Source organism: Pseudomonas phoenicis (genome assembly GCF_047302395.1).
Lineage (GTDB): Bacteria > Pseudomonadota > Gammaproteobacteria > Pseudomonadales > Pseudomonadaceae > Aquipseudomonas.
Genome location: NZ_CP154852.1, coordinates 2,434,825 through 2,458,575 on the forward strand (window position 1 = coordinate 2,434,825; position 23,751 = coordinate 2,458,575).

The 23,751-nt window shown below is 63.6% G+C and carries 22 protein-coding genes and 1 tRNA gene; 8 read left to right on the plus strand and 15 right to left on the minus strand.

Features of this window, described 5'->3' with window-relative positions; translation table 11 throughout:
* Positions 1–33: 33 nt before the first annotated feature.
* A complete protein-coding gene (locus AA0Z93_RS10935; RefSeq protein WP_413048918.1) occupies positions 34–1,497 on the minus strand; it encodes a M48 family metallopeptidase in 1,464 nt (487 codons plus the stop codon).
* A 472-nt stretch (positions 1,498–1,969) separates the two neighbouring features.
* Here AA0Z93_RS10935 and AA0Z93_RS10940 point away from each other — a divergent pair, with 472 nt between their 5' ends.
* On the plus strand, positions 1,970–2,917 hold the full coding sequence (locus AA0Z93_RS10940) for a helix-turn-helix transcriptional regulator (RefSeq protein ID WP_413048917.1): 948 nt from the start codon (positions 1,970–1,972) through the stop codon (positions 2,915–2,917).
* Between the two features lie 69 nt (positions 2,918–2,986).
* On the opposite strand, the gene AA0Z93_RS10945 is transcribed toward AA0Z93_RS10940, so the two are convergent.
* Complete coding sequence (locus AA0Z93_RS10945; RefSeq protein ID WP_413048916.1) at positions 2,987–4,654, minus strand: phosphoethanolamine transferase; 1,668 nt, start codon at positions 4,652–4,654, stop codon at positions 2,987–2,989.
* A gap of 356 nt (positions 4,655–5,010) precedes the next feature.
* Here AA0Z93_RS10945 and AA0Z93_RS10950 point away from each other — a divergent pair, with 356 nt between their 5' ends.
* Positions 5,011–5,754, plus strand: coding sequence for a phosphatase PAP2 family protein (locus AA0Z93_RS10950; RefSeq protein ID WP_413048915.1), 744 nt, complete (start codon positions 5,011–5,013; stop codon positions 5,752–5,754).
* 166 nt (positions 5,755–5,920) lie between these two features.
* On the plus strand, positions 5,921–6,820 hold the full coding sequence (locus AA0Z93_RS10955; protein ID WP_413048914.1) for an SDR family oxidoreductase: 900 nt from the start codon (positions 5,921–5,923) through the stop codon (positions 6,818–6,820).
* A 68-nt stretch (positions 6,821–6,888) separates the two neighbouring features.
* Here the strand turns inward: AA0Z93_RS10955 and ychF are convergent, their stop codons facing one another.
* The 8 genes from ychF to AA0Z93_RS10995 all read right to left on the minus strand — a co-directional run bounded on the left by ychF (position 6,889) and on the right by AA0Z93_RS10995 (position 13,684).
* Positions 6,889–7,989, minus strand: a complete 1,101-nt coding sequence (gene ychF / locus AA0Z93_RS10960) for a redox-regulated ATPase YchF (RefSeq protein WP_413048913.1) — start codon at positions 7,987–7,989, stop codon at positions 6,889–6,891.
* A gap of 22 nt (positions 7,990–8,011) precedes the next feature.
* A complete protein-coding gene (gene pth / locus AA0Z93_RS10965; RefSeq protein ID WP_296265634.1) occupies positions 8,012–8,596 on the minus strand; it encodes an aminoacyl-tRNA hydrolase in 585 nt (194 codons plus the stop codon).
* A gap of 76 nt (positions 8,597–8,672) precedes the next feature.
* Complete coding sequence (locus tag AA0Z93_RS10970; protein ID WP_413048912.1) at positions 8,673–9,275, minus strand: 50S ribosomal protein L25/general stress protein Ctc; 603 nt, start codon at positions 9,273–9,275, stop codon at positions 8,673–8,675.
* A 120-nt stretch (positions 9,276–9,395) separates the two neighbouring features.
* Positions 9,396–10,337, minus strand: coding sequence for a ribose-phosphate pyrophosphokinase (locus AA0Z93_RS10975; RefSeq protein ID WP_028696334.1), 942 nt, complete (start codon positions 10,335–10,337; stop codon positions 9,396–9,398).
* A gap of 46 nt (positions 10,338–10,383) precedes the next feature.
* Positions 10,384–10,458 (minus strand) — tRNA-Gln (locus AA0Z93_RS10980).
* 34 nt (positions 10,459–10,492) lie between these two features.
* Entirely contained in the window at positions 10,493–11,332 is an 840-nt protein-coding gene (ispE, locus tag AA0Z93_RS10985) for a 4-(cytidine 5'-diphospho)-2-C-methyl-D-erythritol kinase (RefSeq protein ID WP_413048911.1), read from the minus strand.
* Between the two features lie 3 nt (positions 11,333–11,335).
* Positions 11,336–11,953, minus strand: a complete 618-nt coding sequence (gene lolB, locus AA0Z93_RS10990) for a lipoprotein insertase outer membrane protein LolB (protein ID WP_413048910.1) — start codon at positions 11,951–11,953, stop codon at positions 11,336–11,338.
* A 3-nt stretch (positions 11,954–11,956) separates the two neighbouring features.
* Positions 11,957–13,684, minus strand: coding sequence for a tetratricopeptide repeat protein (locus AA0Z93_RS10995; protein ID WP_413048909.1), 1,728 nt, complete (start codon positions 13,682–13,684; stop codon positions 11,957–11,959).
* 166 nt (positions 13,685–13,850) lie between these two features.
* Here AA0Z93_RS10995 and hemA point away from each other — a divergent pair, with 166 nt between their 5' ends.
* The 5 genes from hemA to murI are packed head-to-tail and all read left to right on the plus strand — an operon-like array spanning position 13,851 to position 18,576.
* Positions 13,851–15,128 (plus strand): glutamyl-tRNA reductase, encoded by a 1,278-nt coding sequence (gene hemA, locus AA0Z93_RS11000; RefSeq protein WP_413048908.1) that lies wholly within the window; start codon positions 13,851–13,853, stop codon positions 15,126–15,128.
* The gene (gene prfA, locus AA0Z93_RS11005; RefSeq protein ID WP_413048907.1) at positions 15,125–16,207 is read left to right on the plus strand and encodes a peptide chain release factor 1; all 1,083 of its coding nucleotides are present in this window, start codon (positions 15,125–15,127) and stop codon (positions 16,205–16,207) included. The genes hemA and prfA overlap by 4 nt, the downstream gene beginning before the upstream one ends.
* Positions 16,207–17,037, plus strand: coding sequence for a peptide chain release factor N(5)-glutamine methyltransferase (gene prmC, locus AA0Z93_RS11010; protein ID WP_413048906.1), 831 nt, complete (start codon positions 16,207–16,209; stop codon positions 17,035–17,037). The genes prfA and prmC overlap by 1 nt, the downstream gene beginning before the upstream one ends.
* On the plus strand, positions 17,031–17,786 hold the full coding sequence (locus tag AA0Z93_RS11015; protein ID WP_413048905.1) for a molybdopterin-synthase adenylyltransferase MoeB: 756 nt from the start codon (positions 17,031–17,033) through the stop codon (positions 17,784–17,786). Before prmC ends, AA0Z93_RS11015 begins: the two co-directional genes overlap by 7 nt.
* Positions 17,779–18,576 carry a glutamate racemase gene (murI, locus tag AA0Z93_RS11020; RefSeq protein ID WP_413048904.1) on the plus strand — a complete coding sequence of 266 codons (798 nt, stop codon included), beginning with the start codon at positions 17,779–17,781 and terminating at the stop codon, positions 18,574–18,576. Before AA0Z93_RS11015 ends, murI begins: the two co-directional genes overlap by 8 nt.
* Positions 18,577–18,597: 21 nt before the next feature.
* Here the strand turns inward: murI and AA0Z93_RS11025 are convergent, their stop codons facing one another.
* The 5 genes from AA0Z93_RS11025 to AA0Z93_RS11045 all read right to left on the minus strand — a co-directional run bounded on the left by AA0Z93_RS11025 (position 18,598) and on the right by AA0Z93_RS11045 (position 23,667).
* Entirely contained in the window at positions 18,598–19,278 is a 681-nt protein-coding gene (locus AA0Z93_RS11025) for an SDR family NAD(P)-dependent oxidoreductase (RefSeq protein WP_413048903.1), read from the minus strand.
* Between the two features lie 20 nt (positions 19,279–19,298).
* Complete coding sequence (phrB, locus tag AA0Z93_RS11030; protein ID WP_413048902.1) at positions 19,299–20,717, minus strand: deoxyribodipyrimidine photo-lyase; 1,419 nt, start codon at positions 20,715–20,717, stop codon at positions 19,299–19,301.
* A 40-nt stretch (positions 20,718–20,757) separates the two neighbouring features.
* Positions 20,758–21,630 (minus strand): MerR family transcriptional regulator, encoded by an 873-nt coding sequence (locus AA0Z93_RS11035; protein ID WP_413048901.1) that lies wholly within the window; start codon positions 21,628–21,630, stop codon positions 20,758–20,760.
* Positions 21,620–22,588, minus strand: coding sequence for a YbgA family protein (locus AA0Z93_RS11040; RefSeq protein WP_413048900.1), 969 nt, complete (start codon positions 22,586–22,588; stop codon positions 21,620–21,622). The genes AA0Z93_RS11035 and AA0Z93_RS11040 overlap by 11 nt, the downstream gene beginning before the upstream one ends.
* 92 nt (positions 22,589–22,680) lie before the next feature.
* Complete coding sequence (locus AA0Z93_RS11045; RefSeq protein ID WP_413048899.1) at positions 22,681–23,667, minus strand: NAD(P)/FAD-dependent oxidoreductase; 987 nt, start codon at positions 23,665–23,667, stop codon at positions 22,681–22,683.
* Between the last annotated feature and the right edge of the window lie 84 nt (positions 23,668–23,751).

Consider the following 23,751-nt stretch of genomic DNA (forward strand, 5'->3'; position numbering starts at 1 on the left):
AAACGGGCGAGCCTTGCCCAGGGGCGTCGACGGTCATGCCCAGGCCCCGGCGGAGTCAGTTGACGAAGAGGCCTGGGTCAGGTGGGCGAACCACTGCCGGTCGCTGTCACGGGGCATGCGGGTGGCTTCGGCGAGCAGGCTCGCGTCGAGCTCCACGCCCAGCTGGCGAACGCGGCTGGCCGTCGAAGGGTGGGTGTCGAACGGATGGTCGATGGCCTGTTCCAGCACACGGTCGTCCAGGTGCACGGGGGTGTCGCGCAAGTGCTCGGCCAACGCCTGGATCAGGTTGGGGTGGCGACCCTGGTTGAGCAGCCGCTCGATCTCGCCGTCCAGGGCGATCACCCGCAGCAATGCCTGGCAGAACAGGCGCTCGCCGGCTACCTGGGCGCCGCTGCGGTCGGCGACCAGTTCCTGGGCACGGCTCCAGTGGTGCACCGCCACTTGGAAGTGATGAAGGAACTGCGCGGTGATCCAGATGGCGGGCCGCTCGATCCACGCCGGATCGTCATCGGCGGCGCGGATCATGGCGAAGTGCACGCACATCAGCCTGAACTGTGCTGCCACTTCGCTGCCACGTTCGGTATCGCGGCTGCTGAAGTGCCCCAGTTCGTGGCCGATGATCGCGGCGGTTTCCTGCTGGCTCAGGGTCGACAGGTACGTCAGCGGCAGGTACAGCGTGCGGCCGCTGAGCACTTGCTGCGACGGCTGCAGGGTGAAGTCGACGCTGGTGACGAAAAACGACTGGTCCACGCCTACCACGATGTGGTCCGGTACGGGCGCGCCCAGGTTGTTGGCCAGGCGCTCGACCCAGGCCCATAGCTGCGGCGCCTCGTTGCGGCCAAGCCCGCGGCCGAGAAAGCTCGACACGGGCGCCTGCATCTCGTACCAGCGTTGGCGCAGGCGCTCGATCAGCATCACACCGATGGCCAACACCCCCAGCACCGGTATGGCGGCCAGGGCGATGGCCCAGCCGCCGGCCTTGAAATGGCTCCAGCCATAGTCGATTTCGTACAGCAGGATCACCCCGAGCGAGCCGACCAACAACCCGGTGTAGGCCACCAGCCAGCGGCCCAGCACGTGCCAGCTCTGGCTCAGGTGGTCGTGCAGGTACCGTTGCGATTTCAGCGCGCGCCAGGCGTCCAGGCGCAGCTTGATCCAGGTGGCCGGGCCGGCCAGCAGGGCCGCCAGCGCCAACAGATAGGCGAGGGTGGCCAGGAGCTGGCGCAGGCGCAGGGACGTGCGGTCGGCTTCGGCTTGGCCCACCGTCCATTCGAAGTGTTCGCGCCGGCCTTGTGGGGTCATGACCTGGGTACGTTCGGCATACGAAAGCTGTTGCAGCAACGCGTCGCTGGGGGCGTCCAACCACTGCTGCATGATCTGCGCTTCTTCCAGCACGCTGTCGGCCCGCCAGCTCTGCAGGCTGCTCCAGGCCATCAGGGCCAGAGGCAGCAGCAGGATCGTCAGGGGCCAGGCCAGTTGCCGCAGGCGGTTCATCATCGTTCAACCTCGGGGTGGGGCTGCGGCACACGGCGGTGCGCGCTTGGAGCGTTCGGGAGGGCTGGGGCGAGCGATGGCCCATCGACCGTATGGCGCGCCGTGGGCTTGCCAGCGCCGTCGCGCATCCACACCAGGGCAGGCAGGGGTCGCAGGGTGAAATTTCCCGCCCCATCCATGGTCTATTGCGTCTGATCGGCCTCCCTGGCAAAAGCCCATGACGCCCGCGGCGCGAGGACTGTCTGGCCCACCATGGGCGGTCAGGCGCGGCAACGTGCGGCAGGCATCGCTTGGGTCGAAGCCGCGCGCGGTTCGCTTTCGCGGCCTGAGGTCGGTATTGAAGGCAACCCCAGGCGATCTGCCAAGCACCTGAGCCGTTGCTCACAACAAAGAAGCCGTTGCTCACAACGCCCAATGGATCCGCTGTGATGGCGTTATCATTCACACCGCCCCACAGTCCCCCGGACACATGTCGATGAAAGCCTGGAACCCCTACCTGGATACGCACTTCGTATACGACCACCCTGCGGCCCTGGCCAAAGCGGGGGTGCTGGACGACAGTGCGCAGCAGGTGCTCGGCAGCGCCATCGGCCACTACCGTGCCCGTACCGTGCGCCCGCACTTGCAGTATTTCGACTGCGACCTGCAATTTCCCGAGCCGCTGCGCATCGACAAGGTGCTGCCCGGCAGCCTGTGCCTGGTCCATGTGCTCGATGGGCAATGGCAGCACAAGGTCGACGGCCAGCTCAACCGCTACACCTTGGGCGGCACCCACTGCCTGGGTTTGAGCGAAAGCATGGAGGCCGTGGACCAGCTGCCGGGCGGCAGCCACGCGCGGATGGCGGGCTTGCGCATCGCCGGCGATTTTCTCCACGAGCTGGCCGAAGAGGACGAAACCCTGCGCCCGCTGCTGAGCCTGCTCGACAACGGCATGCAGTTCGCCGAATTCGGTCGCTGCAAGACCATGGGCGTGCTGCTCGAGCGGCTGTACCACTCGCCGTATGTCGGTGTGCTGGAGCGGTTGAACCAGGAAAGCCTGAGCCTGGCGGTGCTGGTCGAGCTGGCGAACTTTCTCAAGGGTGAGCCGGCCCGCCCCGATCCCGCACCGCGCGGCCAGTGCGACCTTGCCCACGAAGCCCGCCGTGTGCTCGACGAGCACCTCGTCGATCCGCCGGGCAGCCTGGCCCTGGCCCGTCAGCTAGGTGTGGGCGAAACCACCCTGCGCCGGGCGTTCGCCAACGTCTATGGCCAGTCGATGCTGCAGTACCTGCGCCAGGCGCGCATGGAACTGGCGCGCACCCTGCTGCGCCAGCGCAAGTGGCAGGTGGCGCAGATCGCCTTTCGTCTGGGCTACGCCAACCCGGCGAACTTCAGCAATGCCTACAAGGCGCATTTCGGCCACCCGCCCGGGGCCGAGGCCTAGGCTCTGTCTGAAACGTTCTGAGACGAAGGCCGGGCGTGCCTGTCACGCGGCAGGCAGCGCCCAACGGCTTCAACTGGCGGCGGCCATCGCCTTGGCGGGTCGGGTACTGGCCAGGTGGCTGGGCTTGCAAGCCGAGAACAGGTCCAGTGCGGGGTCGTAGACCCGCGTCCGCACTTGCAGCAGGCCCAGCATCGAGTGGAACAGATTGTCCTGGCTCAGCGGGGCGCTGCGGTTGCGCGCCAGGCAATCCATGTCGACACCGACGGCCTGCTGGTAGGTGTCCGACAACCACACCAGCAACGGCACGTGCTTCTGCTGATCGGGTGCGAGCATGTAAGGCGTGCCGTGCAGAAACAGGTTGAACTCGCCCAACGACTCGCCGTGGTCCGACAAGTAGACCATGGCCGTGGCGACGTGCGCCTGGTTCTTGCGTAGCACGTCGAGCAACTGGGCCAGGACATGGTCGGTGTAGAGCAACGTGTTGTCGTAGCCGTTGACGATGCTGGCGCGGCTGCACTGGTCCAGCGCATTGCTCTTGCATACCGGCGTGAAGCGCTCGAAGGTTGCCGGGTAGCGCTTGTAGTACTCGGGGCCGTGGCTGCCCATCTGGTGCAGCACCAGAACGGTGTCCTGATCGAGGTGGTCGATCAGCGTCTGCAGCCCTTGCAGGAGAATTTCGTCGCGGCACTCGTGGTCGGCGCACAGGGCAGGGTCGGTGGCATTGCTGAGGTTGACCACGGTCGCGCTGGCACAGGTGCCTTTGCAGCCCGATTGGTTGTCGCGCCAAAGCACCTGCACCCCGGCGCGCTTGAGCACGTCGAGCAGGCCTTCGCGGTTGCTGACGGCCGCCGCGCTGTAGCCCGCACGGCCCAGGTTGGAAAACATGCAGGGCACCGAGACTGCCGTTTCGGTGCCGCACGAATGCATGTCGGAGAACGCGACCAGCCCCGGCACCTGGCTCAATTCGGGGTTGGTGTCGCGAGCGTAGCCCAGCAGGCTGAAGTTCTCGGCGCGAGCGCTTTCGCCGACGACCAGCACGGTCAGGGATTTGTGTGTCTGGTTCGCCGCGGACTGTACGCGCACGGCGTCTTCGCCGATACGTGTGAAGGGTTTCTGCGAACTGGCCACCTGCTCGCGCACATAGTTGATGGAAGCGCCAATGTAATTGCTCGGTACGACCATTAAATGTAATTCATGGTGGTTGCGCAGTAACGACGACAGGCCTTGATAGTTGATCAGGGCTACACTGGCGATCCCTACGGCACAGCCGGCAGTCACCAAGGTTTTACTGAGCAGGCCGGGTAACCATCGGCGGTAATTGACGGGCGTTCGCCACAGCAATAAGGATGGGGCCAGGCCCAACAGTGCCATATAGGCGAAGAGTGTCGGCGACAACAGATCGCGTACTTCCGTGGCATTGGTTTCTGCGGCGTTACGCAGCATGCCAGTATCGATCAAGATACCGTAACGGTTCATGAAATACGTTACACCTGCGCTGACCATGAACAATGTAATCAGTACGGGTTTGAACAGTTTCGGTATGGCCAGCCAACTGAGGATGGCCGTGAACACGCCGAACAGCAGCGCGGCGAATGCTGCCGTCAGGCGCCAGCCCGCGTCGCCTGCCGCGGTTATCGTATCGAGATGGCGCCACAGCGGCAGGTTGAAGGCGCCCAGCAGAAACGCGCTGGCCAGCACCGTGACGATTTCGGGGCGCACAGGTTTTATCTTGGGCATGGTCGTGATCTTTCGGAAGAAAGTGATGATGCAGGGGCGTGAGCCGTTCTTGTAAGGCGCAAACGTTAATCAGGCAATCATCAAGTTTTCGTGAAAGCAGGGTTGGCTATTTGTAATTATTCGTAGGGCATTTCTCAGTGTCCATGTGCAGTGGATGAATGATTATTTAAGTGTGCAGTTGAGGGCCGGCTCAACGATTTTTTTACAAGGTTTTCACTATTAACCCATGTCGGTCGCACTACTGTCGCGGCGCAATCGACTCGCCGACTTGCCTTTCAAGTAGAAGCGTTCTTTCACATCGAGTGGCCACCTGTATGCGTCCTGCCACCACTCTTTCCTCACTGCGGAGTTCCTGCATGGCTACCAGACTTTTGTCCACCCCTTCGCGGCCGTTCGATTTTCGTCTGGCGCTGGGCGTGCCCTTGTTGCTGATGGCACTGATGCTAGTGTTCGACATGACGCCGATCGATTTTCGGCTCGAACAGATGTTCTACCAGCCTGGCGTGGGTTTCATCGGACGCAAGAGCTACTGGCTGGAGAACATCCTGCACGACCGGGTCAAGCAAGCGGTGATCGCGTTGTCGGTCGCGCTGTTCGTGGCGTTCGTGGTCAGCTGGTTCTACGCCCCGCTGCGGCAATGGCGCAGGCCCTTGGGCTACGTGGTGCTGGCGCTGAGCCTGACCACCTCGGTGGTGATGCCGTTGAAGATCGCCACGGGCGTGCACTGCCCTTGGAGCCTCAGCGATTTCGGCGGTAGCGAGACTTACACGCCGTTGCTGGCGCATCGTGCGGAAACCGACAAACCCGGCCTGTGCTGGCCTGGTGGTCATGCGTCCACGGGGTTCTCGCTGATAGCGCTGTTCTTCGCTTTGCGCGACCGTCGCGTCAAGGCTGCGCGGGTGGCGCTGGTGCTGGCGCTGACGTTGGGCGTGGTGCTGTCGCTGGGGCGCATGGCGCAGGGCGCGCATTTTCTCTCGCACAACGTGTGGACGCTGTTGATCGATTGGACGATCTGCGTGTTGTGCTACCGCTGGCTGGTGTGGCGACCGGCGTCGGGCAAGGTCAGGGGTGCGACGGGTGCGGTGCGCCTTAGTCAGTGACGCTGTGCAGGCGCACTGCCAAGCGGGGCTAGCAGCTCCGCTGGCGAGCGCAAGTCGCCGAATCGTGGCGGTCGTCGTTACGACCTGTGCGATGGGCGAAAAAGACGGAACGTCTTGCGCTTGGCTGCCATCCCAACCCTAACGCCCTCATGACTGGAGCTGCATCGTGCCAACCGAAAATCAATTTTCCATGCAAAACCCGCTCACCCAATACCCGCAACCCGAATTTCCCAAACAACCGCAGACTGCCCCAGGCACTGTCCATGATCTGCAACCCAAAGCGGATCACGGCGAAAGCAGTTACAAGGGATTTGGCCGCCTGGCTGGGCGCAAAGCGCTGATTACCGGCGCAGACTCGGGTATCGGCCGAGCAGCGGCAATCGCCTTCGCACGTGAAGGGGCGGATGTCGTACTCAATTACCTTCCTTCGGAAGAAGCGGACGCGCGTGAAGTCGTCGAGCTGATCGAGGCCGCCGGACGCAAAGCGGTAGCCATACCCGGCGATATCACCAGCGAAAACTTCTGTCAGCAGCTGGTTGCCCAAGCGGGCCAAGCGTTGGGCGGGCTCGATATCCTGGTCAACGTCGCTGGCAAGCAGACGGCGCAAAAAGATATCGCGGATTTGACGACCGAGCAGTTCGAACTGACGTTCCGCACCAACGTGACCGCCATGTTCTGGCTCTGCAAAGCCGCGCTGCCGCTCATGCCGGCCGGGGCGACCATCATCAACACCGCGTCGATCCAAGCTTACCAGCCCTCGGAAACGCTCTTGGATTACGCGCCGACCAAGTCGGCCATCGTTGCCTTTACCAAGGCGCTGTCCAAGCAGGTGATCGGCAAAGGTATTCGCGTCAACGCCGTTGCACCGGGTCCTTTCTGGACGCCTCTGCAGCCCAGCGGCGGCCAGCCCCAAGAAAAAATCCCGGAATTCGGTTCGGAAACACCGATGGGGCGCCCAGGGCAGCCAGCCGAATGTGCGCCCATCTACGTGTTGCTGGCTAGCCAGGAGTCGAGTTACATCACCGGCGAAGTGTTTGGCGTGACAGGTGGCAACACGTTGCCTTGAACACTGTGAGATGACCTCGTGCTGCAATGCGCATTGCAGCGCGAGGTAGAGTGGTCAACGAGCGCTCATTACACGTTGAAGCGGAAGTGCATCACATCGCCGTCCTTGACGATGTATTCCTTGCCTTCCAGGCGCCATTTACCGGCTTCCTTGGCACCGCTCTCACCCTTGAACTGGATGAAGTCTTCGTAGGCCACCACTTCGGCGCGGATGAAGCCCTTCTCGAAGTCGGTGTGGATCACCCCGGCAGCCTGTGGTGCAGTGGCGCCGATGCGCACGGTCCAGGCACGCACTTCCTGCACGCCGGCAGTGAAGTAGGTCTGCAGGTTGAGCAGCTCGTAGCCGGCGCGGATCACGCGGTTCAGGCCAGGTTCTTCCAGGCCCAGGGCCTCGAGGAACATGTCCTTCTCCTCACCGTCGTCCAGCTCGGCGATTTCCGCTTCGATCTTGTTGCACACCGGCACCACCACTGCGCCTTCTTCCTCGGCGATGGCCTTGACCACGTCCAGGTGCGGGTTGTTCTCGAAGCCGTCTTCGGCGACATTGGCGATGTACATGACCGGCTTGCTGGTCAGCAGGTGGAAGCCGCGCACCTGGGCCTTCTCGTCGGCGCTCATGCGCTGCATCAGGCTGCGCGCAGGCTTGCCTTCGGTGAAGTGCGGGATGAGTTGTTCGAGGATGGCTTTCTGCGCCAGAGCGTCCTTGTCACCGCCCTTGGCGTTGCGGGTGACTTTCTGCAGTTGCTTTTCGCAGCTGTCGAGGTCGGCGAAGATCAGTTCCAGGTCGATGATCTCGATGTCGCGCTTGGGGTCGACGCTGTTGGAGACGTGGATCACGTTCTCGTCTTCGAAGCAGCGCACCACGTGGGCGATGGCATCGGTTTCGCGGATGTTGGCCAGGAACTTGTTGCCCAGGCCTTCACCTTTCGACGCACCGGCCACCAGGCCTGCGATGTCGACGAACTCCATGGTGGTGGGCAGGATGCGGTTGGGCTTGACGATCTCGGCCAGGGCCGCCAGGCGCGCGTCGGGCATCGGCACGATGCCGCTGTTGGGCTCGATGGTGCAGAAGGGGAAGTTCTCAGCGGCGATGCCCGATTTGGTCAGCGCGTTGAACAGGGTGGACTTGCCAACGTTGGGCAGACCGACGATGCCGCAATTGAAACCCATGTGAATTCCCCTCTCTAGGAAGTCAGGCCTTTTGGCCGTGCAGCTCGCGCATCGCCTTGGCGAAGTCGCCAGCGAGGACATCCGGCAGCACGCCGAGGGCGTAATCGATGCTGGTGTCGAGCTTGTCCTGTTCGGCGCGTGGCGCACGACCCAGCACGAAATTCGAAACCAGCTTGGCGTCGCCCGGGTGGCCAATGCCAAGCCGCAGGCGGTGGAAATCGTTCTGGTTGCCGAGTTGCGCGATGATGTCGCGCAGCCCGTTGTGGCCACCGTGGCCGCCGCCGCGCTTGAGCTTGGCAACGCCCGGAGGCAGGTCGAGTTCGTCGTGGGCCACCAGGATCTCTTGCGGCGCGATGCGAAAGAAATTGGCCAAGGCCGCTACGGACTGGCCGCTGCGGTTCATGTAGGTGGTGGGGATCAACAGACGAACGTCGCGGCCCTGATGGCTGAATTTTGCCGTCAGGCCGAAATACTTGCGGTCAGCGGTCAAGGAGACGCGCTGGGCGCTGGCGATGCGTTCAACGAAAAGAGCCCCTGCGTTATGCCGGGTCTGTTCGTATTCGGGGCCGGGATTTCCCAGGCCGACGATCAACTGGATGGCGGTCACGTCAGGGGCTCTTCCTTGGGGCAGTCAGGGTAGGGTGCGCGGCACTTTACCCTGACCTACACCGGCGCGCGAGTGATTACTCGGCAGCGCCTTCTTCACCTTCTTCTTCAGCGACGATGCGTGGCGCGTGAACGTTGGCAACGGCTTTGTCGTCGCCGTGGGCCAAGGCCACGAACTCGACGCCTTTCGGAGCTTTGAGGTCGGACAGGTGAATGATGGTGCCGATTTCAGCGCCGTTCAGGTCGACTTCGATGAACTCAGGCAGGTCCTTGGCTTCGCAGGACACTTCGATCTCGGTTTCGGTGTGCGAGATCTCGCCGCCGTTCTTGACGGTGGTTTCTTCGTTGACGAAGTGAACCGGAACCTTGGCGGTCAGCTTCTGGCCAGCGACGACGCGAACGAAGTCGGCGTGCATGATGAAGCCTTTGGCCGGGTGACGCTGCATGGCCTTGACGATGACGTTCTGCTTGGCGCCGTCGACGTTCAGTTCCAGAACGTGGCTGAAAGCCGCTTCGTTTTCGAACAGCTTGGCGATTTCCTTGGCCACGATGGTCAGGGATTGCGCTTCTTTATCGCCACCGTAGACAACGGCAGGGATGTTGGCGGAGTGACGCAGGCGGCGGCTCGCACCTTTCCCCAGGTCAGTACGCGCTTGGGCGTTCAGGGTGAATTCGTTCATGTTGTTTCTCCAAAATAGCCTCCCGGTGGCGTTTGCGACCAGCGCCAGTCGGGAAGGGCAAAAAAGCCCCGCCCCAACAAGAGGTTGGGGCGGGGCGCTTTTCGTCAGGGTCGGTTCCGCTTAGCGGAACATCGCACTGATCGATTCTTCGTTGCTGATGCGGCGGACCGCTTCAGCCACTACCGGTGCGATATCCAGTTGGCGGATACGGTCACAGGCTTGAGCAGCGGCGGACAGCGGGATGGTGTTGGTCACCACCAGCTCGTCCAGAACCGACTTCTCGATGTTCTCGATCGCACGGCCGGAAAGCACAGGGTGGGTGCAATAGGCATAGACCTTTGCGGCACCGTGTTCTTTCAAGGCCTTGGCCGCGTGGCACAGCGTGCCGGCGGTGTCGACCATGTCGTCTACCAGGATGCAGGTGCGCCCTTCGACATCGCCGATGATGTGCATCACTTCGGAGTGGTTGGCCTTTTCGCGGCGTTTGTCGATGATCCCGAGATCGACACCCAGCGACTTGGCCACGGCACGTGCACGCACGACGCCGCCAATGTCCGGGGAGACGATCATCAGGTTATCGAAACGCTGGTCTTCGATGTCGTCGACCAGTACGGGCGAGCCGTAGATGTTGTCGACGGGAATATCGAAGAAGCCTTGGATCTGGTCAGCGTGCAGGTCGACGGTGAGTACACGGTCGATACCGACGACAGTGAGCATGTCAGCCACCACTTTGGCGCTGATGGCTACACGTGCCGAACGCGGACGGCGATCTTGGCGGGCGTATCCGAAGTAGGGAATCACGGCGGTGATTCGCGACGCTGAGGAGCGGCGGAAGGCATCGGCCATCACTACCAGTTCCATCAGATTGTCGTTGGTTGGAGCGCACGTGGGCTGGATGATGAAGACGTCTTTACCGCGGACGTTTTCATTGATCTCAGTGCTGATCTCGCCGTCGGAGAACTTACCGACAGAAACATCACCCAGTGGAATATGCAGCTGACGTACTACACGCCGAGCCAGATCGGGGTTGGCATTCCCCGTGAAGACCATCATCTTGGACACGCGCAGTACCTGAAGGCTGAGGGTAACCTGGATGAGAATAGGAAAATGGCAGGGGCGGCTGGATTCGAACCAACGCATGGCAGGATCAAAACCTGCTGCCTTACCGCTTGGCGACGCCCCTGTATCTGTTGCTGCGAATACGGAGTATTCGACTTCTAGAGCAGGCTTTGCAGCTTGCGATGCAACATCGAAACGTTGCTACCTTTAGCGACAAACCCTGTTTGGGTCTCTGAAAGAAGGGCCAGAACTCTATCAGCTTCGGCTTTGCTTGGGAAGGCCCCAAACACGCAACTTCCAGTACCGGTCAATCGAGCTTCCGTGTATTTACCCAATGAAATCAGCGCATTGCGAACTTCTGGATAACGTTGCTCTACCACCGGCTGGCAGTCATTACGACTGTTTCCCTCGGGAACGGGGCGCATCTTAAGGGGGAGGGAATCACGTGTCAACTGTGGATGCGAAAAAATTTCTGCTGTGCTGACAGACACTTGCGGCACCAGCACCACATACCAAGGCTCGGCCGGATCGACCGGCGTCAGTCGCTCGCCTACCCCTTCGGCAAAGGCGGCGTGCCCGCGTACGAACACCGGCACGTCGGCGCCCAGGCCAAGGCCCAGGTCGGCCAGCCGGTCGTGGCTCCAGCCCAGTTGCCATAGGTGGTTCAACCCCAGCAGCGTGGTCGCGGCATCGGAACTGCCGCCACCGATGCCGCCGCCCATGGGCAGCACCTTGTCGAGCCAGATGTCGGCGCCCAGGATACAGCCGGCGCGCTGCTGCAACTGCCGCGCCGCGCGCACGATCAGGTTGCTGTCGTGGGGCACTGTGGCTAGGTCGGCATGCAAGTGGATCTGGCCGTCCTCGCGTACCGCGAAGCGCAGGGTGTCGCCATGGTCGAGGAACTGGAACACGGTTTCCAGCAGGTGGTAGCCGTCGTCACGCCGCCCGAGGATGTGCAGGAACAGGTTGAGCTTGGCCGGCGCGGGCAGGGTCAACATGGCTCAGTGGCCCAGCTGGCGAGGTTGCCAGTCCTTGACTACGAGGGTCACGTCGATCTTCTCGCCATGCAGCTTGATGCGCTCGGGCAGCCAGTAGCCGTTCTGCTCGGCATAGCTCAGGTACTCCACTTGCCAGCCATCCTGGGCCAGGCGTGCCAGGCGGCTGTCGCCGTCGAGGGTGAGCTGGCTCTTGCTGTCCGGTGCCGGTAGGCCACGGACCCACCACACCAGGTGCGAGACCGGCAGGCGCCAGCCCAGCTGCTCTTCCAGCAGCGTTTCTGGGTTAGGCGCCTCGTAGCGGCCCTGGTTGGCCACTTCCAGCACCACCGCGCCGGGGCGGCCGGTCAGCCGCGCCGCGCCGCGGCCGAGCGGGCCGGACAGGCGGATGTCGTAGTAGTCCTGGCGCTGCAGCCAGAACAGCGTGCCGCTGCCCGAATCTTGCGGCGCGCGGATGCCGACCTTGCCATTGATCTGCCAGCCGTCGAGTTCGCTCAGGTGAGCTTTGTGCTGGCGCCATTGTTGCGCGTCGCCCTGGCCCTGTACGGCCTCTTTGGAACCGAAACCGGCGCAACCGGCGAGCAGGGCGACCAGGCTGAAGGTGATGCAGTGGCGCAGAAACATGTCTTAGAGAGCCTCGGATCCCGTCAGGCGCCGGATGGTCTGGCGCAGGACGGTGCTGTCGGATGAATTTTCCAGGCCCTGGTTCCAGACCTGGCGTGCTTCGCGGCGCTTGCCGTTGGCCCAGAGCACTTCGCCCAGGTGAGCGGCGACTTCGGGGTCGGACAAGCGCTCGAACGCTTTGCGCAACGCGCGCTCGGCGTCGTCGAGGTTGCCCATGCGGTAATTGACCCAGCCCAGGCTGTCGAGCACGGCCGGGTCTTCGGGGGTGATGCTCAAGGCTTTCTCGATAAGGCGCTTGGCCTCGTCGAAGCGGGTGGTGCGGTCGGCCAGGGTGTAACCCAGCGCGTTCAGCGCCATGGCGTTTTCCGGCTCGCGGGTGAGGATGGCGCGCAGGTCTTTCTCCATCTGCGCCAGGTCGTTGCGCTTTTCCGCCAGCATGGCCCGGCTGTACAGCAGGTTGAGGTCGTCGGGGTAGCGCTGGATGGCCTGTTGCAGCACCTGGTCGGCCTGGGTGGTCTTGTCGTTGTTGCTGTAGGCCTCCGACTCGATCAGGTACAGCTGGATGGCGGAGTCCGGCTGCGCTTCGCGGGCTTCGGCGAGCAGGCGCGAGGCCTCGCGGGCGCGGCCGTTGGCGATCAGGATGTCGGCCTGGCGCAGTTGCGCGGCCAGGTAGTCCGGGCCGGGCGCCACCAGCGCGTACTCGCGCAATGCGGCTTGCGGGTCGTTGCGCTGCTCGCGGATGCGCCCCAGGTTCAAATGCGCGGCATCGGCGTTGGCGTCGCGCTCGACCAGCTCCTGCAAGTAGCCTTCGGCTTCGTCCCAGTCCTGATTCTCCAGGCTGACCAGCGCCAGCGAATAACGCAGGTCGTCGTCTTCGGGGTACTGCTGCACGAGGCTGACGAACTCGGCCTTGGCCTCGGGGATGCGATCGAGTTCGACCAGGGTGCGTGCGTAGGTCAGGCGCAGACGCTTGTCTTCGGGGTTGTCGCGGATCGCGCCGCGCAACAGCGGCAGCGCTTCGTCGCCGCGCTCGAGGGTTTGCAGCAGGCGCGCGCGCAACAGGATCGGGGCGATCTCGCCGTCCTGGGCCGGGTGCGATTCGAGCAGCTCTAGCGCCTCTTCGCTCTTGCCGTCCTGGTTGAGCAGCAGCGCCTTGCCGAAAATCAACTGGCCGTTGGCCGGGTGTTTGTTCAGCAGACGGTCGAAGCTTTGCAGCAGACCGTCGCGGGTGCTCTGGTCGGTTTCGGCCGCCGACAGGGCGAGAAAGTCGAAGTGGGTGTCGCCCTTGGCCTGCAAGACCTTTTCCATGGACGCCATCGACTCGTCGTAACGGCCGGCGCGCGCCAGCTGGATGGCGGCGGCGCGTTGCGCTTCGAGGTTGTCGGGGTCGTTCTTGGCCCAGAGCAGGGCGGTGTCCAGCGCCGGCTCGTCGGCGCCCAGGTATTCGGCGATGCGGTAGGCCCGTTCCGAGACGGCGGAGTCTTGCGTCTTTTCGGCCTGGTCGACGTAGTTGGCCAGGGCGATGTCGAAACGGTTGCGCTGCCCGGCGAGTTCGGCCACCAGCAGGCTGTAGAGCGTGTCGGGCTTGAACGAGCCATATACCACCGGTTCGGCCGGGGCCTCTTCGGCCGCCTCTTCAGCCGGCGCCTGGGACGCGCTCGGGTGGGGTGCCAGGTTCTGGCAGCCCTGGAGCAGGGCGAGGGCAAGCAGCAATGCGTAGCGTCTGTTCATAAGGAGCTTAAGAGGGCTAACCGGCGGTCTGGGAATGATGACACAAGCGCTGGGGCAAACCCACCAACGATGCGCTCGGTTTATAGGGACAATAGCGAACGGTGGTTGTTCTGAATCCTGCGAAGTAGGACAATTATCGGCTTCTCGTCACAATCAGCGACCTCGCATGGCCTTTCTTGCACTCGGGATCAATCACAAGACTGCCTCGGTCGACGTACGCGAGCGCGTAGCGTTCACCCCCGAGCAGTTGGTCGATGCCCTGCAGCAGCTCTGTCGCCTGACCGCCAGCCGCGAGGCGGCGATCCTCTCGACCTGCAACCGCAGCGAACTCTATATAGAACAGGACGCCCTGGCCGCCGACAGCGTGCTGCAATGGCTGGCCGACTACCACCGCCTGAACCTCGACGAGCTGCGCGCCTGCGCCTACGTCCACGAAGAGCACGATGCGGTCAGGCACATGATGCGCGTGGCCTCCGGGCTCGACTCGCTGGTGCTGGGCGAGCCGCAGATTCTCGGCCAGATGAAGTCCGCCTACGCCGTAGCGCGCGAGGCCGGCACCGTAGGGCCGTTGCTAGGGCGGTTGTTCCAGGCCACGTTCAGCGCCGCCAAGCAGGTGCGTACCGACACGGCCATCGGCGAGAACCCGGTGTCGGTGGCGTTCGCCGCCGTGAGCCTGGCGCGGCAGATCTTCAGCGACCTGGGTCGCAGCCAGGCGCTGCTGATCGGCGCCGGCGAAACCATCACCCTGGTCGCCCGCCACTTGCATGAACAGGGCGTGCGGCGCATCGTGGTCGCCAACCGCACGCTGGAACGCGCAAGCCTCTTGGCCGAGCAGTTCGGCGCCCATGCCGTGCTGCTCGCCGACATTCCGCAAGAGCTCGCCAACAGCGACATCGTCATCAGCTCCACGGCCAGCCAATTGCCGATCCTTGGCAAGGGCGCGGTGGAAAGCGCGTTGAAACTGCGCCGGCACAAGCCGATCTTCATGGTCGACATCGCCGTGCCGCGCGACATCGAGCAGGAAGTCGGCGAGTTGGACGACGTCTACCTCTACACCGTCGACGACCTGCACGACGTGGTCGCGGAAAACCTCAAGAGCCGCCAGGGCGCGGCCCAGGCCGCCGAAGAGCTGGTCGCGGTCGGTGCCGACGATTTCATGGGCCGCTTGCGCGAGCTGGCGGCGGTCGACGTGCTGCGCGCCTACCGGCAACAGAGCGAGCGCCTGCGCGACGACGAATTGCAGAAGGCCCAACGCCTTCTGGCCAATGGCGGCAACCCGGAAGAGGTGCTGGCGCAGTTGGCCCGCGGCTTGACCAACAAACTCCTGCACGCCCCCAGCGTGCAATTGAAAAAGCTCTCTGCCGAAGGCCGCGTCGATGCGCTGGCCATGGCCCAGGAACTCTTCGCCCTCAACGAGGGCTCGACGGACAAAACCCCGCAATGAAAGCGTCGCTGCTCAATAAACTGGACACGCTCCAGGACCGCTTCGAAGAACTCACCGCCTTGCTGGGCGATGGCGAAGTCATCGCCGACCAGGCGCGCTTTCGTACCTACTCGCGTGAATATGCCGAAGTCGAGCCCGTGCATGCGGCCTACCAGGCCTGGCGCAAGGTGCAGGACGACCTCGAAGGCGCCCAGGCCCTGCTCAAGGACAGCGACCCCGACCTGCGCGAAATGGCCGTCGAAGAAGTACGCGAAGCCCGCGAGCGGCTGACCGGGCTGGAGTCGCAGTTGCAGCGCATGCTGTTGCCCAAGGACCCCAACGACAACCGCAACGTGTTCCTCGAAATCCGAGCCGGCACCGGCGGCGACGAGGCGGCGATCTTTTCCGGCGACCTGTTCCGCATGTACTCGCGCTACGCCGAGAAACGCGGCTGGCGCCTGGAGGTGCTGTCCGAGAACGAAGGCGAGCACGGCGGCTACAAGGAAATCATCGCCCGGATCGAAGGCGAGGGCGTGTACGCCAAGCTCAAGTTCGAATCCGGCGCCCACCGCGTGCAGCGCGTGCCGGAAACCGAAAGCCAGGGGCGCATCCACACCTCGGCCTGCACCGTGGCCGTGCTGCCCGAACCCGACGAGCAGGTGGCGATCGAGATCAACCCGGCCGACCTGCGGGTCGACACCTACCGCGCCTCGGGCGCGGGCGGTCAGCACATCAACAAGACCGACTCGGCGATCCGCATCACCCACTTGCCCACCGGTATCGTGGTCGAGTGCCAGGAAGAGCGCTCCCAGCACAAGAACCGCGCACGCGCCATGTCCTGGCTGTCGGCCAAGCTCAACGACATCCAGACCAGCGCGGCGCAGAACGCCATCGCCAGCGAGCGCAAGCTGCTGGTGGGTTCGGGCGACCGCTCCGAGCGCATCCGCACCTACAACTACCCACAAGGGCGGGTGACCGACCACCGCATCAACCTCACCCTGTATTCGTTGGACGAAATCCTCACGGGCGGCGTGGATGCGGTGATCGAACCGCTGTTGAGCGAATACCAGGCCGACCAGTTGGCCGCCTTGGGGGACTGATGACCATCATCGCCAGCCTGCTGCGCAACGCGCAGTTGTCCGAATCGCCCACTGGGCAACTGGATGCCGAGCTGCTACTCGCCGCCGCCCTGGGGCGAACCCGCAGTTACCTGCGCACCTGGCCCGAGCGCATCGTCGAGCGCGACGCGGCGCAGCGCTTCGAAAGCTATCTGCAGCGCCGTCGCGAGGGCGAGCCGGTGGCCTACATCCTCGGCCAACAAGGGTTCTGGACCCTGGACCTGGAAGTCGCCCCCGACACCCTGATTCCCCGCCCCGAAACCGAGCTGCTGGTGGAAACGGCACTGGCCGTATTGCCTGGCGGCCCTGCGCAGGTACTGGACCTGGGCACCGGCACCGGTGCCATCGCCCTGGCCCTGGCCAGCGAGCGCCCGGTCTGGCAGTTGACTGCAGTGGACCGCATCCGGGCCGCCGTGGCCCTGGCCGAGCGCAATCGCCAGCGCCTGGGGCTGGGCAACGTGCGGGTGCAGCTCAGCCACTGGTTCGAGCAACTGGCCGGGCAGCGCTTCGCCATGATCCTCAGCAACCCACCCTACATTCGCGAGCAGGACCCGCATCTGGTGCGTGGTGACGTGCGCTTCGAACCCAGCAGCGCCCTGGTGGCGGGCCACGACGGTTTGAGCGACTTGCGCCAGATCATCGAACAGGCGCCGCAGCATCTGTTGCCGGGCGGCTGGCTGCTGCTCGAGCATGGCTACGATCAGGCCGAGGCGGTGTGCGCACTGCTCACCGAGCACGGATTCGTCGATGTCGAAAACCGTATCGACCTGGGTGGGCAGCCGCGGATTTCCCTGGGGCGCCTGCCATGTTGAGCGACGAGGAGCTGCTGCGTTACAGCCGTCAGGTGCTGCTGTCGCAGGTCGACATCGCGGGTCAGTTGCGTCTCAAACAGGGCAGGGTGCTTCTGGTCGGGTTGGGCGGGCTGGGTTCGCCTGCGGCCTTGTACCTGGCCGCAGCGGGCGTTGGCGAGCTGCATCTGGCCGACTTCGACACCGTCGACCTCACCAACCTGCAACGTCAGGTGCTGCACGACAGCGCTAGCGTCGGCTCGAGCAAGGTGGACTCGGCCTCGAGTCGCTTGCAGGCGCTCAATCCGCATGTGCGTCTGGTCGCCCATCGCCAGGCATTGGACAGCGACAGCCTGGCTGCCGCCGTCGCCGATGTGGATGTGGTGCTCGACTGCTCCGACAATTTCGCCACCCGCGAAGCGGTCAACGCGGCCTGCGTCGCAGCTGGCAGGCCACTGGTCAGCGGCGCGGCGATTCGCCTGGAAGGGCAGTTGTCGGTGTTCGACACCCGGCGCCCCGAAAGCCCCTGCTACCACTGCCTGTACGGGCATGGCAGCGAGGCGGAGCTGACCTGCAGCGAAGCGGGCGTGATCGGGCCGCTGGTGGGGCTGGTGGGCAGCCTGCAAGCGTTGGAGGCGTTGAAGCTGCTGGCCGGCTTCGGCGAGCCGCTGATCGGTCGTCTGTTGCTTATCGACGGCTTGGGCACACGCCTGCGCGAGCTGCGGGTCAAGCGCGACCCGGCCTGCGCCGTCTGTGCCGAGCGCCATGGCTGAGCGCGCCGCGCCGGTGGGCGTGATGGATTCGGGTGTCGGCGGGCTGTCGGTGTTGCGCGAGATTCGGCACCTGCTGCCGCAAGAATCGCTGCTCTATGTCGCCGATTGCGGGCATGTGCCGTACGGCGAAAAATCGGCCGATTACATTCGCGAGCGCTGCCGGCACATTGCTGGCTTCTTTCGCGAACAGGGCGCCAAGGCCATGGTCCTGGCATGCAACACCGCAACCGTGGCCGCAGTCGCCGACTTGCGCGGCCTCTATCCGGATTGGCCGCTGGTCGGCATGGAGCCGGCGGTCAAGCCGGCGGCGGCGGCCACGCGCTCGGGCGTGGTCGGCGTGCTGGCGACCACCGGTACGTTGCAGAGCGCCAAGTTCGCCGCATTGCTCGATCGCTTCGCAGGCGATGTGCGGGTGGTCACGCAACCTTGCCCGGGGTTGGTGGAATGCATTGAGTCGGGTGATCTGCACAGCCCGCATTTGCGCCGGCTGCTGGCAGGTTTCGTCGAGCCGCTTCTGGCTGCCGGGTGCGACACCTTGATCCTCGGTTGCACCCACTATCCTTTCTTGCGCCCGCTATTGGCCACTTGGGTGCCGAGCGAGATCGCCATCATCGATACGGGTGCGGCCGTTGCGCGGCAGTTGCAGCGACTGTTGCGCGAGCGCGAGTTGCTGGCCAGTGGGCCTGCCCGCGAACCCGCTTTCTGGACCAGCGCCGAGCCTCAGGCGCTTGGCGCTGTCCTGCCTTTGCTCTGGGGTGGGTCAGGCAGCGTGCAGCATCTGCGACCGTAAGAGATACTGCTTGCAGTCGAGTCAGAACGACTTCAGCGGCCACAGCGTGCGCAGCCCGAGGGCTTCGAAAACGATCTCTTCTTCGCGATCGGGCAGTCTCGCCAGAATCTCGGTCGCAGCGCTCTGTGCCGTCCAGTGCTCCGGAATTTTGGGTACGGAATGCTTTGAAGGCGGCGCATAGGGTGTGATGACGGTCAAGTCGATACCCGATGCTTTGAGCTGAGCGCGTTTTGTCCGCAAGCGCTCTGGCAGGCTGGTCGCGGCGCAGGCGGGAAAACTGGGGTCGGATAGTTTCGCAGCGGTGTAAAGGTTGAGAATCACTGCGACGTGTGGGCGCCGAGCTTCTATCAAAAGCGGCAGCGCAGCGTCCAGATAACGCTCCACAGCCTCGGTGTTGGTTTTGATCAGCGCCTGGAGGAGCTGGCTTTCGGTGGTGTCGGCAGGCAAGTAGTCGCAGGCACCAGCGTTGATGATCAGCGTATCCAGAGCGCCCCATTCGCGTTTCAAGCGATCGGCCTGTTGCTGGGTATCGCCATCAAGTGCTGATAGACGATTGCCATGGCGCCTGGCCATGGCATGAAATTGCAAGTTGTTACGTCCACTGGCTGCCACGCGTGCGCGTTGGTCGACCAATTGTTCGATCAGGGCCGCGCCCAGCCCATTGGTGCTGGCCGTGACCCAGAAACTCTGTGAATCATCCACGATCCTGCCCCCTTGTACTGTCAACGGGGGAGGTTTTTGAACGCCTCCAGCGCGCGTTGACGACTGCTATCGAGACTGACTATAGGCTTTGTATACGTATTTGTAGCAAGTCGTGTCTTCGATTTGACAGGGAAGTGAATACTTTTCTTGTCTAGCTGGTCAAGCTCGGGCAGCCAGTGGGCGATGAAACGCCCTTCAGGATCGAATCGCTGAGACTGAGTGACGGGGTTGAAAATACGGAAATACGGCACCGAATCGGTACCCGTGGAAGCGCTCCACTGCCAACCCCCGTTGTTCGCGGCCAAGTCGCCGTCGATCAGGTGGCGCATGAAGTGTCGCTCACCTTCGCGCCAGTCGATCAACAGGTTCTTGCTCAGGAACATGGCGGTCACCATGCGCAGGCGGTTGTGCATCCAACCCGTTTCGAGCAGTTGGCGCATGGCGGCATCGATCAGGGGAAAGCCGGTGCGTCCTTCCTGCCAGGCGCGTAATTCCTCCGGCGCCTTGCGCCAGGGCAGCGCTTCGGTGTGCGAGCGGAACGCACGGTGCATCGACACCTGTGGGTAGCCCACCAGAATGTGTTTGTAGAATTCGCGCCAGATCAGTTCGCCGATCCAGGTCTGCACACCACGGTTACCGCTGTCCAGTTCGCCCTGGTTGCACGCCAGCGCAGCGTGCAGGCACTGGCGCGGTGAGATCACGCCCGCCGCGAGGTAGGCCGAGAGTTGGCTGGTGCCGGGGCGGGCGGGCAGGTCGCGGGCGACATCGTAGTCTTCGATGGTTTCGTCGACGAAACGCTGCAGTCGAGCCTGGGCCTCGGTTTCACCGGCTGGCCACTGCTTGCGCAGGTTCTCGCTGGGTTTATCGAAGCCTTCGATTTGGTGTGGAATGGAATCGCTATGGATCGACAGCGGGGCTTGCGCCTCGATCGGGCCGGCGCTGTCGGGAACGCCGACCTGCAAGCGCTCCATGCAGACTTTCCTGAACTGCCCGAACACCTGGAAGTAACCGCCGCTGCGGGTCAGGATGCTGCCGGGTTTGAACAGCAATTGGTCGAGGTAGCTGTGTGCGCCAACGCTCTGGGCCTGCAAGGTTTCGCGAACTGCGTCGTCGCGGCGTTGCTCGTTGACACCGTACTCGTCGTTCCAATGCACCGCCTCGATCTTGTGCTGCTGGCAAAGATGCAGCACGGCCTTGGGTACCTCTGCCCAGGTATCGCAGGTGCGTATCAACAGCGGGATGTGCAGGTCATCGAGTTGCTTGCGCAATTCGCGCAGATTGCGCAGCCAGAAGTCGACCTTGCACGGCGCTTCGTCGTGCTGCAGCCACTGCTTGGGGCTGACGATCCACAGGGCCAGGGTAGGGCCGCGTTCGCAGGCGGCCGTCAGCGCGGTATTGTCGGTGACGCGCAGATCGTTGCGCAGCCAGATCAACTGCATGAAAATTCTCCAACGGCCCGAATAAAGTAATGCGGCCCACTCACCTGGCGCGCAGACGCTGAAACTCGCGTAGCGCGTGTGGCGGGCTATCGAACAGGTGCAGGTTGGCAAGCGCCAGTGCGCGCAACTCGGCTTCGTGGATGCTTGCCGCCAGCCCACCGAGCAGCACCGGTTGGGTCGTTTCCTGCAATGTCCTGAGCAGCGTGGCACGCTCGAGTTGGGCGCCGACGCACAGCAGCACCGTACTTGGTTTCAACTGCGCGATGGCATGCCGCAATTGCCCCAGACCGATGGACTGCTCCAGCACCACGACGGGCTGCCCGGTGCTGCTGAGCAGCCAGGCGCATAGCCATACATCGGCGCTGAAGGCGCTGTCGTCTTCCTGCACGATCAGCACAGGTTGGCCGTCGAGGAGCTGATTGTCGTGATAGACCCGCGCGCCCAGCTTGCTGCGCAGCCAAGTGTGAAAGAACGCCTGCTCCAGGCGCGCGTTGAACCCGCTGCGCCAGCGCTCGGCCAGCTGTGCCAACAGCGGCAGCAGCAGGTGTTCGCATAGGGTTATCGACGGGTACAGGGCCATGACCTGGTTGAGATGGTGATCGAGGCTACGTGGTGACAGATGGGTGACGGCATCGGCCAACTGCTGGCAGCGAACTTGCCAATCGCCCTGGGGGGCGACGCTGGGTTTGCGGTCCAGCAGCTCGCGCACTTGGCCGACGGATGCGCCGCGCGCCAACCAGTGCAGGATGTCCTGCACGCGCTGGACCTGATCAGGACCATAGAGCCGGTGGCCCTTGGCCGTGCGATGCGGTACCAGCAAGCCATGGCGGCGTTCCCAGGCCCTGAGGGTGACGGGGTTGACCCCGGTCAAACGCGCCACGTCGCGTATGGGAATGAGCTGTTCAGAGTGCATTGCGCAGCCCGAGCTTGGCTGGATGCGGGTGCAGGTAGGCCTGCTGCATCAGATAGGGGTCGGGATGGTTGCGCAGGTGGTGCTTGAACAGCGTCAGCGGCACCACCAAGGGCACGCTGCCATTGTGGTACTGCTCGATCAGTTGCTGCAGTTCCTCGCGGTCGTCACTGTCGAGCGCATCGCGCAGGTAGCCGGTCATGTGCTGCAGCACGTTGCAATGCGTGCCGCGGTTGGCGCAACGGCGCAAGGCCTGCATCAGGCGGCTGAAATAGCGCGCGCCCACTTCGTTGGGGTCGTCGTCGCGCTTGAGCGTGCCGAGCAGCCGCCCGATGTCACGGTAGGCCTGCGGATTGTTGGCCATCAGCAAGTACTTGTAGCGCGAATGGAAGGCGATGATACCGCCACGGGTCAAGCCCTGAGCGAGCAGTGCCTGCCAATCGATGTACGCGTACACACGGCTGATGAAGTTTTCCCGCAGCACCGGATCGTGCAAGCGGCCTTCCTCTTCTACAGGCAGATCGGGACGCTGTGCGGTGAAGGCTTCGGCAAAAGCGCCGCGGCCACCTTTGAGTGCCGGACGTCCGCCGCTCTGGTACACCTTGACCCGCTCCAGCCCGCAAGATGGCGATTTCTGCATGAACACATAGCCGCAAAGGTCGTCGAGGTGCTTGGCCATGTAGTTGCCGTATTCGCGCAAGGGCGCGGAAAAGTCCTGGCTGGCATCGCGGGTGCCGACCACCTGCGGATGGTCCGGGTCGCCGATCAGGCGGATGGGCTCACGGGGGATGCCCAGGCCGATGGCCACTTCCGGACAGACCGGCACCCAATCGAACTGCTCGTCGAACAGCTTGTGGCACAACGAAGACGCTTTGTGACCGCCGTTGTAGCGTACGTTGTCGCCGACCAGGCATGCGCTGATGCCGATGCGGAACTTGCCAGTTGAAGAAGTCCCCGTCATTACTGCCCCCGGATTCTTGTACAAGGTAGAAAACTTATACAAGTAATACCCACGATCGCCAGGCGTCGTTCAATAAAAACGCTCGCCGCCGATCAGTCCAAGTACTCCAACAGCCTGCGTGCCGCCTCCTGGCCGCTCAACCAGGCGCCTTCCACGCGCCCCGACAGGCACCAGTCGCCACAGGCATACAGGCCTTGATCGGGATCGCCCAAGGCTCCCCACTCGTGATTGCCGGCAGGGCGCGCGTACAACCAGCGGTGCGCCAGCGAGAAGATGGGCACCGGCACCACGCATCCGACCAATTCGGCGAACGCGCCACTGAGCTGCTCGATCGCCTGGTCCTTGCTCAGGTCGATGTGCTGCTTGCTCCAGTGTGCACTGGCATGCAGCACCCAGGTGTCTGGTTGGTCAGCGCGGCCGGGCTTGCTGGGGTTGCGCGCCAGCCAGTCGATCGGGTTGTCCTGCACGAAGCAGCCTTGCATGGGCGTTGCCAACGGTTCGGCGAAGCCTACGGCGACGGCCCAGGTCGGCTCCATCTGCACACCAGCGGCGATGCCCGCAAGCTTGGGCACGGCGGCCAGGAGCGGCGTGGCCTGGGGCGCGGGAACGGCAATCACCACCCGCTCGTAAGGGCCATGGGTGGTGCCTTGAGCATCCTGGAGATGCCAATAGTCGACGCCTCGAAACACTTCCGTGATGCGGCACTCGAACTTCACCGTCATGCCATCCAGCAAACCACGGGTGATGGCGCTCATACGCGGCACACCGACCCAGCGGGTCTGTTCGTCGGGCGAGGGCGTCAGTTGGCCGTCGCGGGCGTTGTACAACTGCGGCTGCCACTGCGCGGCCCAGCCTGCCGCCACCCATTGCCGTACTTGCTCGACGAAACGCCGATCGCGTGCGGTGAAGTATTGCGCGCCCAAGTCGAGCGCGCCGACTTCGCTGGCCTTGCTGGCCATGCGTCCGCCGCTGCCGCGACCCTTGTCGAACAGATGCACGGTCCGCCCAGCCGCTTGCAAGGCCTGGGCAGCCGACAAACCGGCGATGCCGGCACCGATGATGGCAATGGGTACAGTCATGATGGCCTCTTGTTGAACCCTGCTTGGGTCAGCCTACGCCGCTGGGCTAACCTGTACAATGTGTTGAACTTGTATAAGGTTATA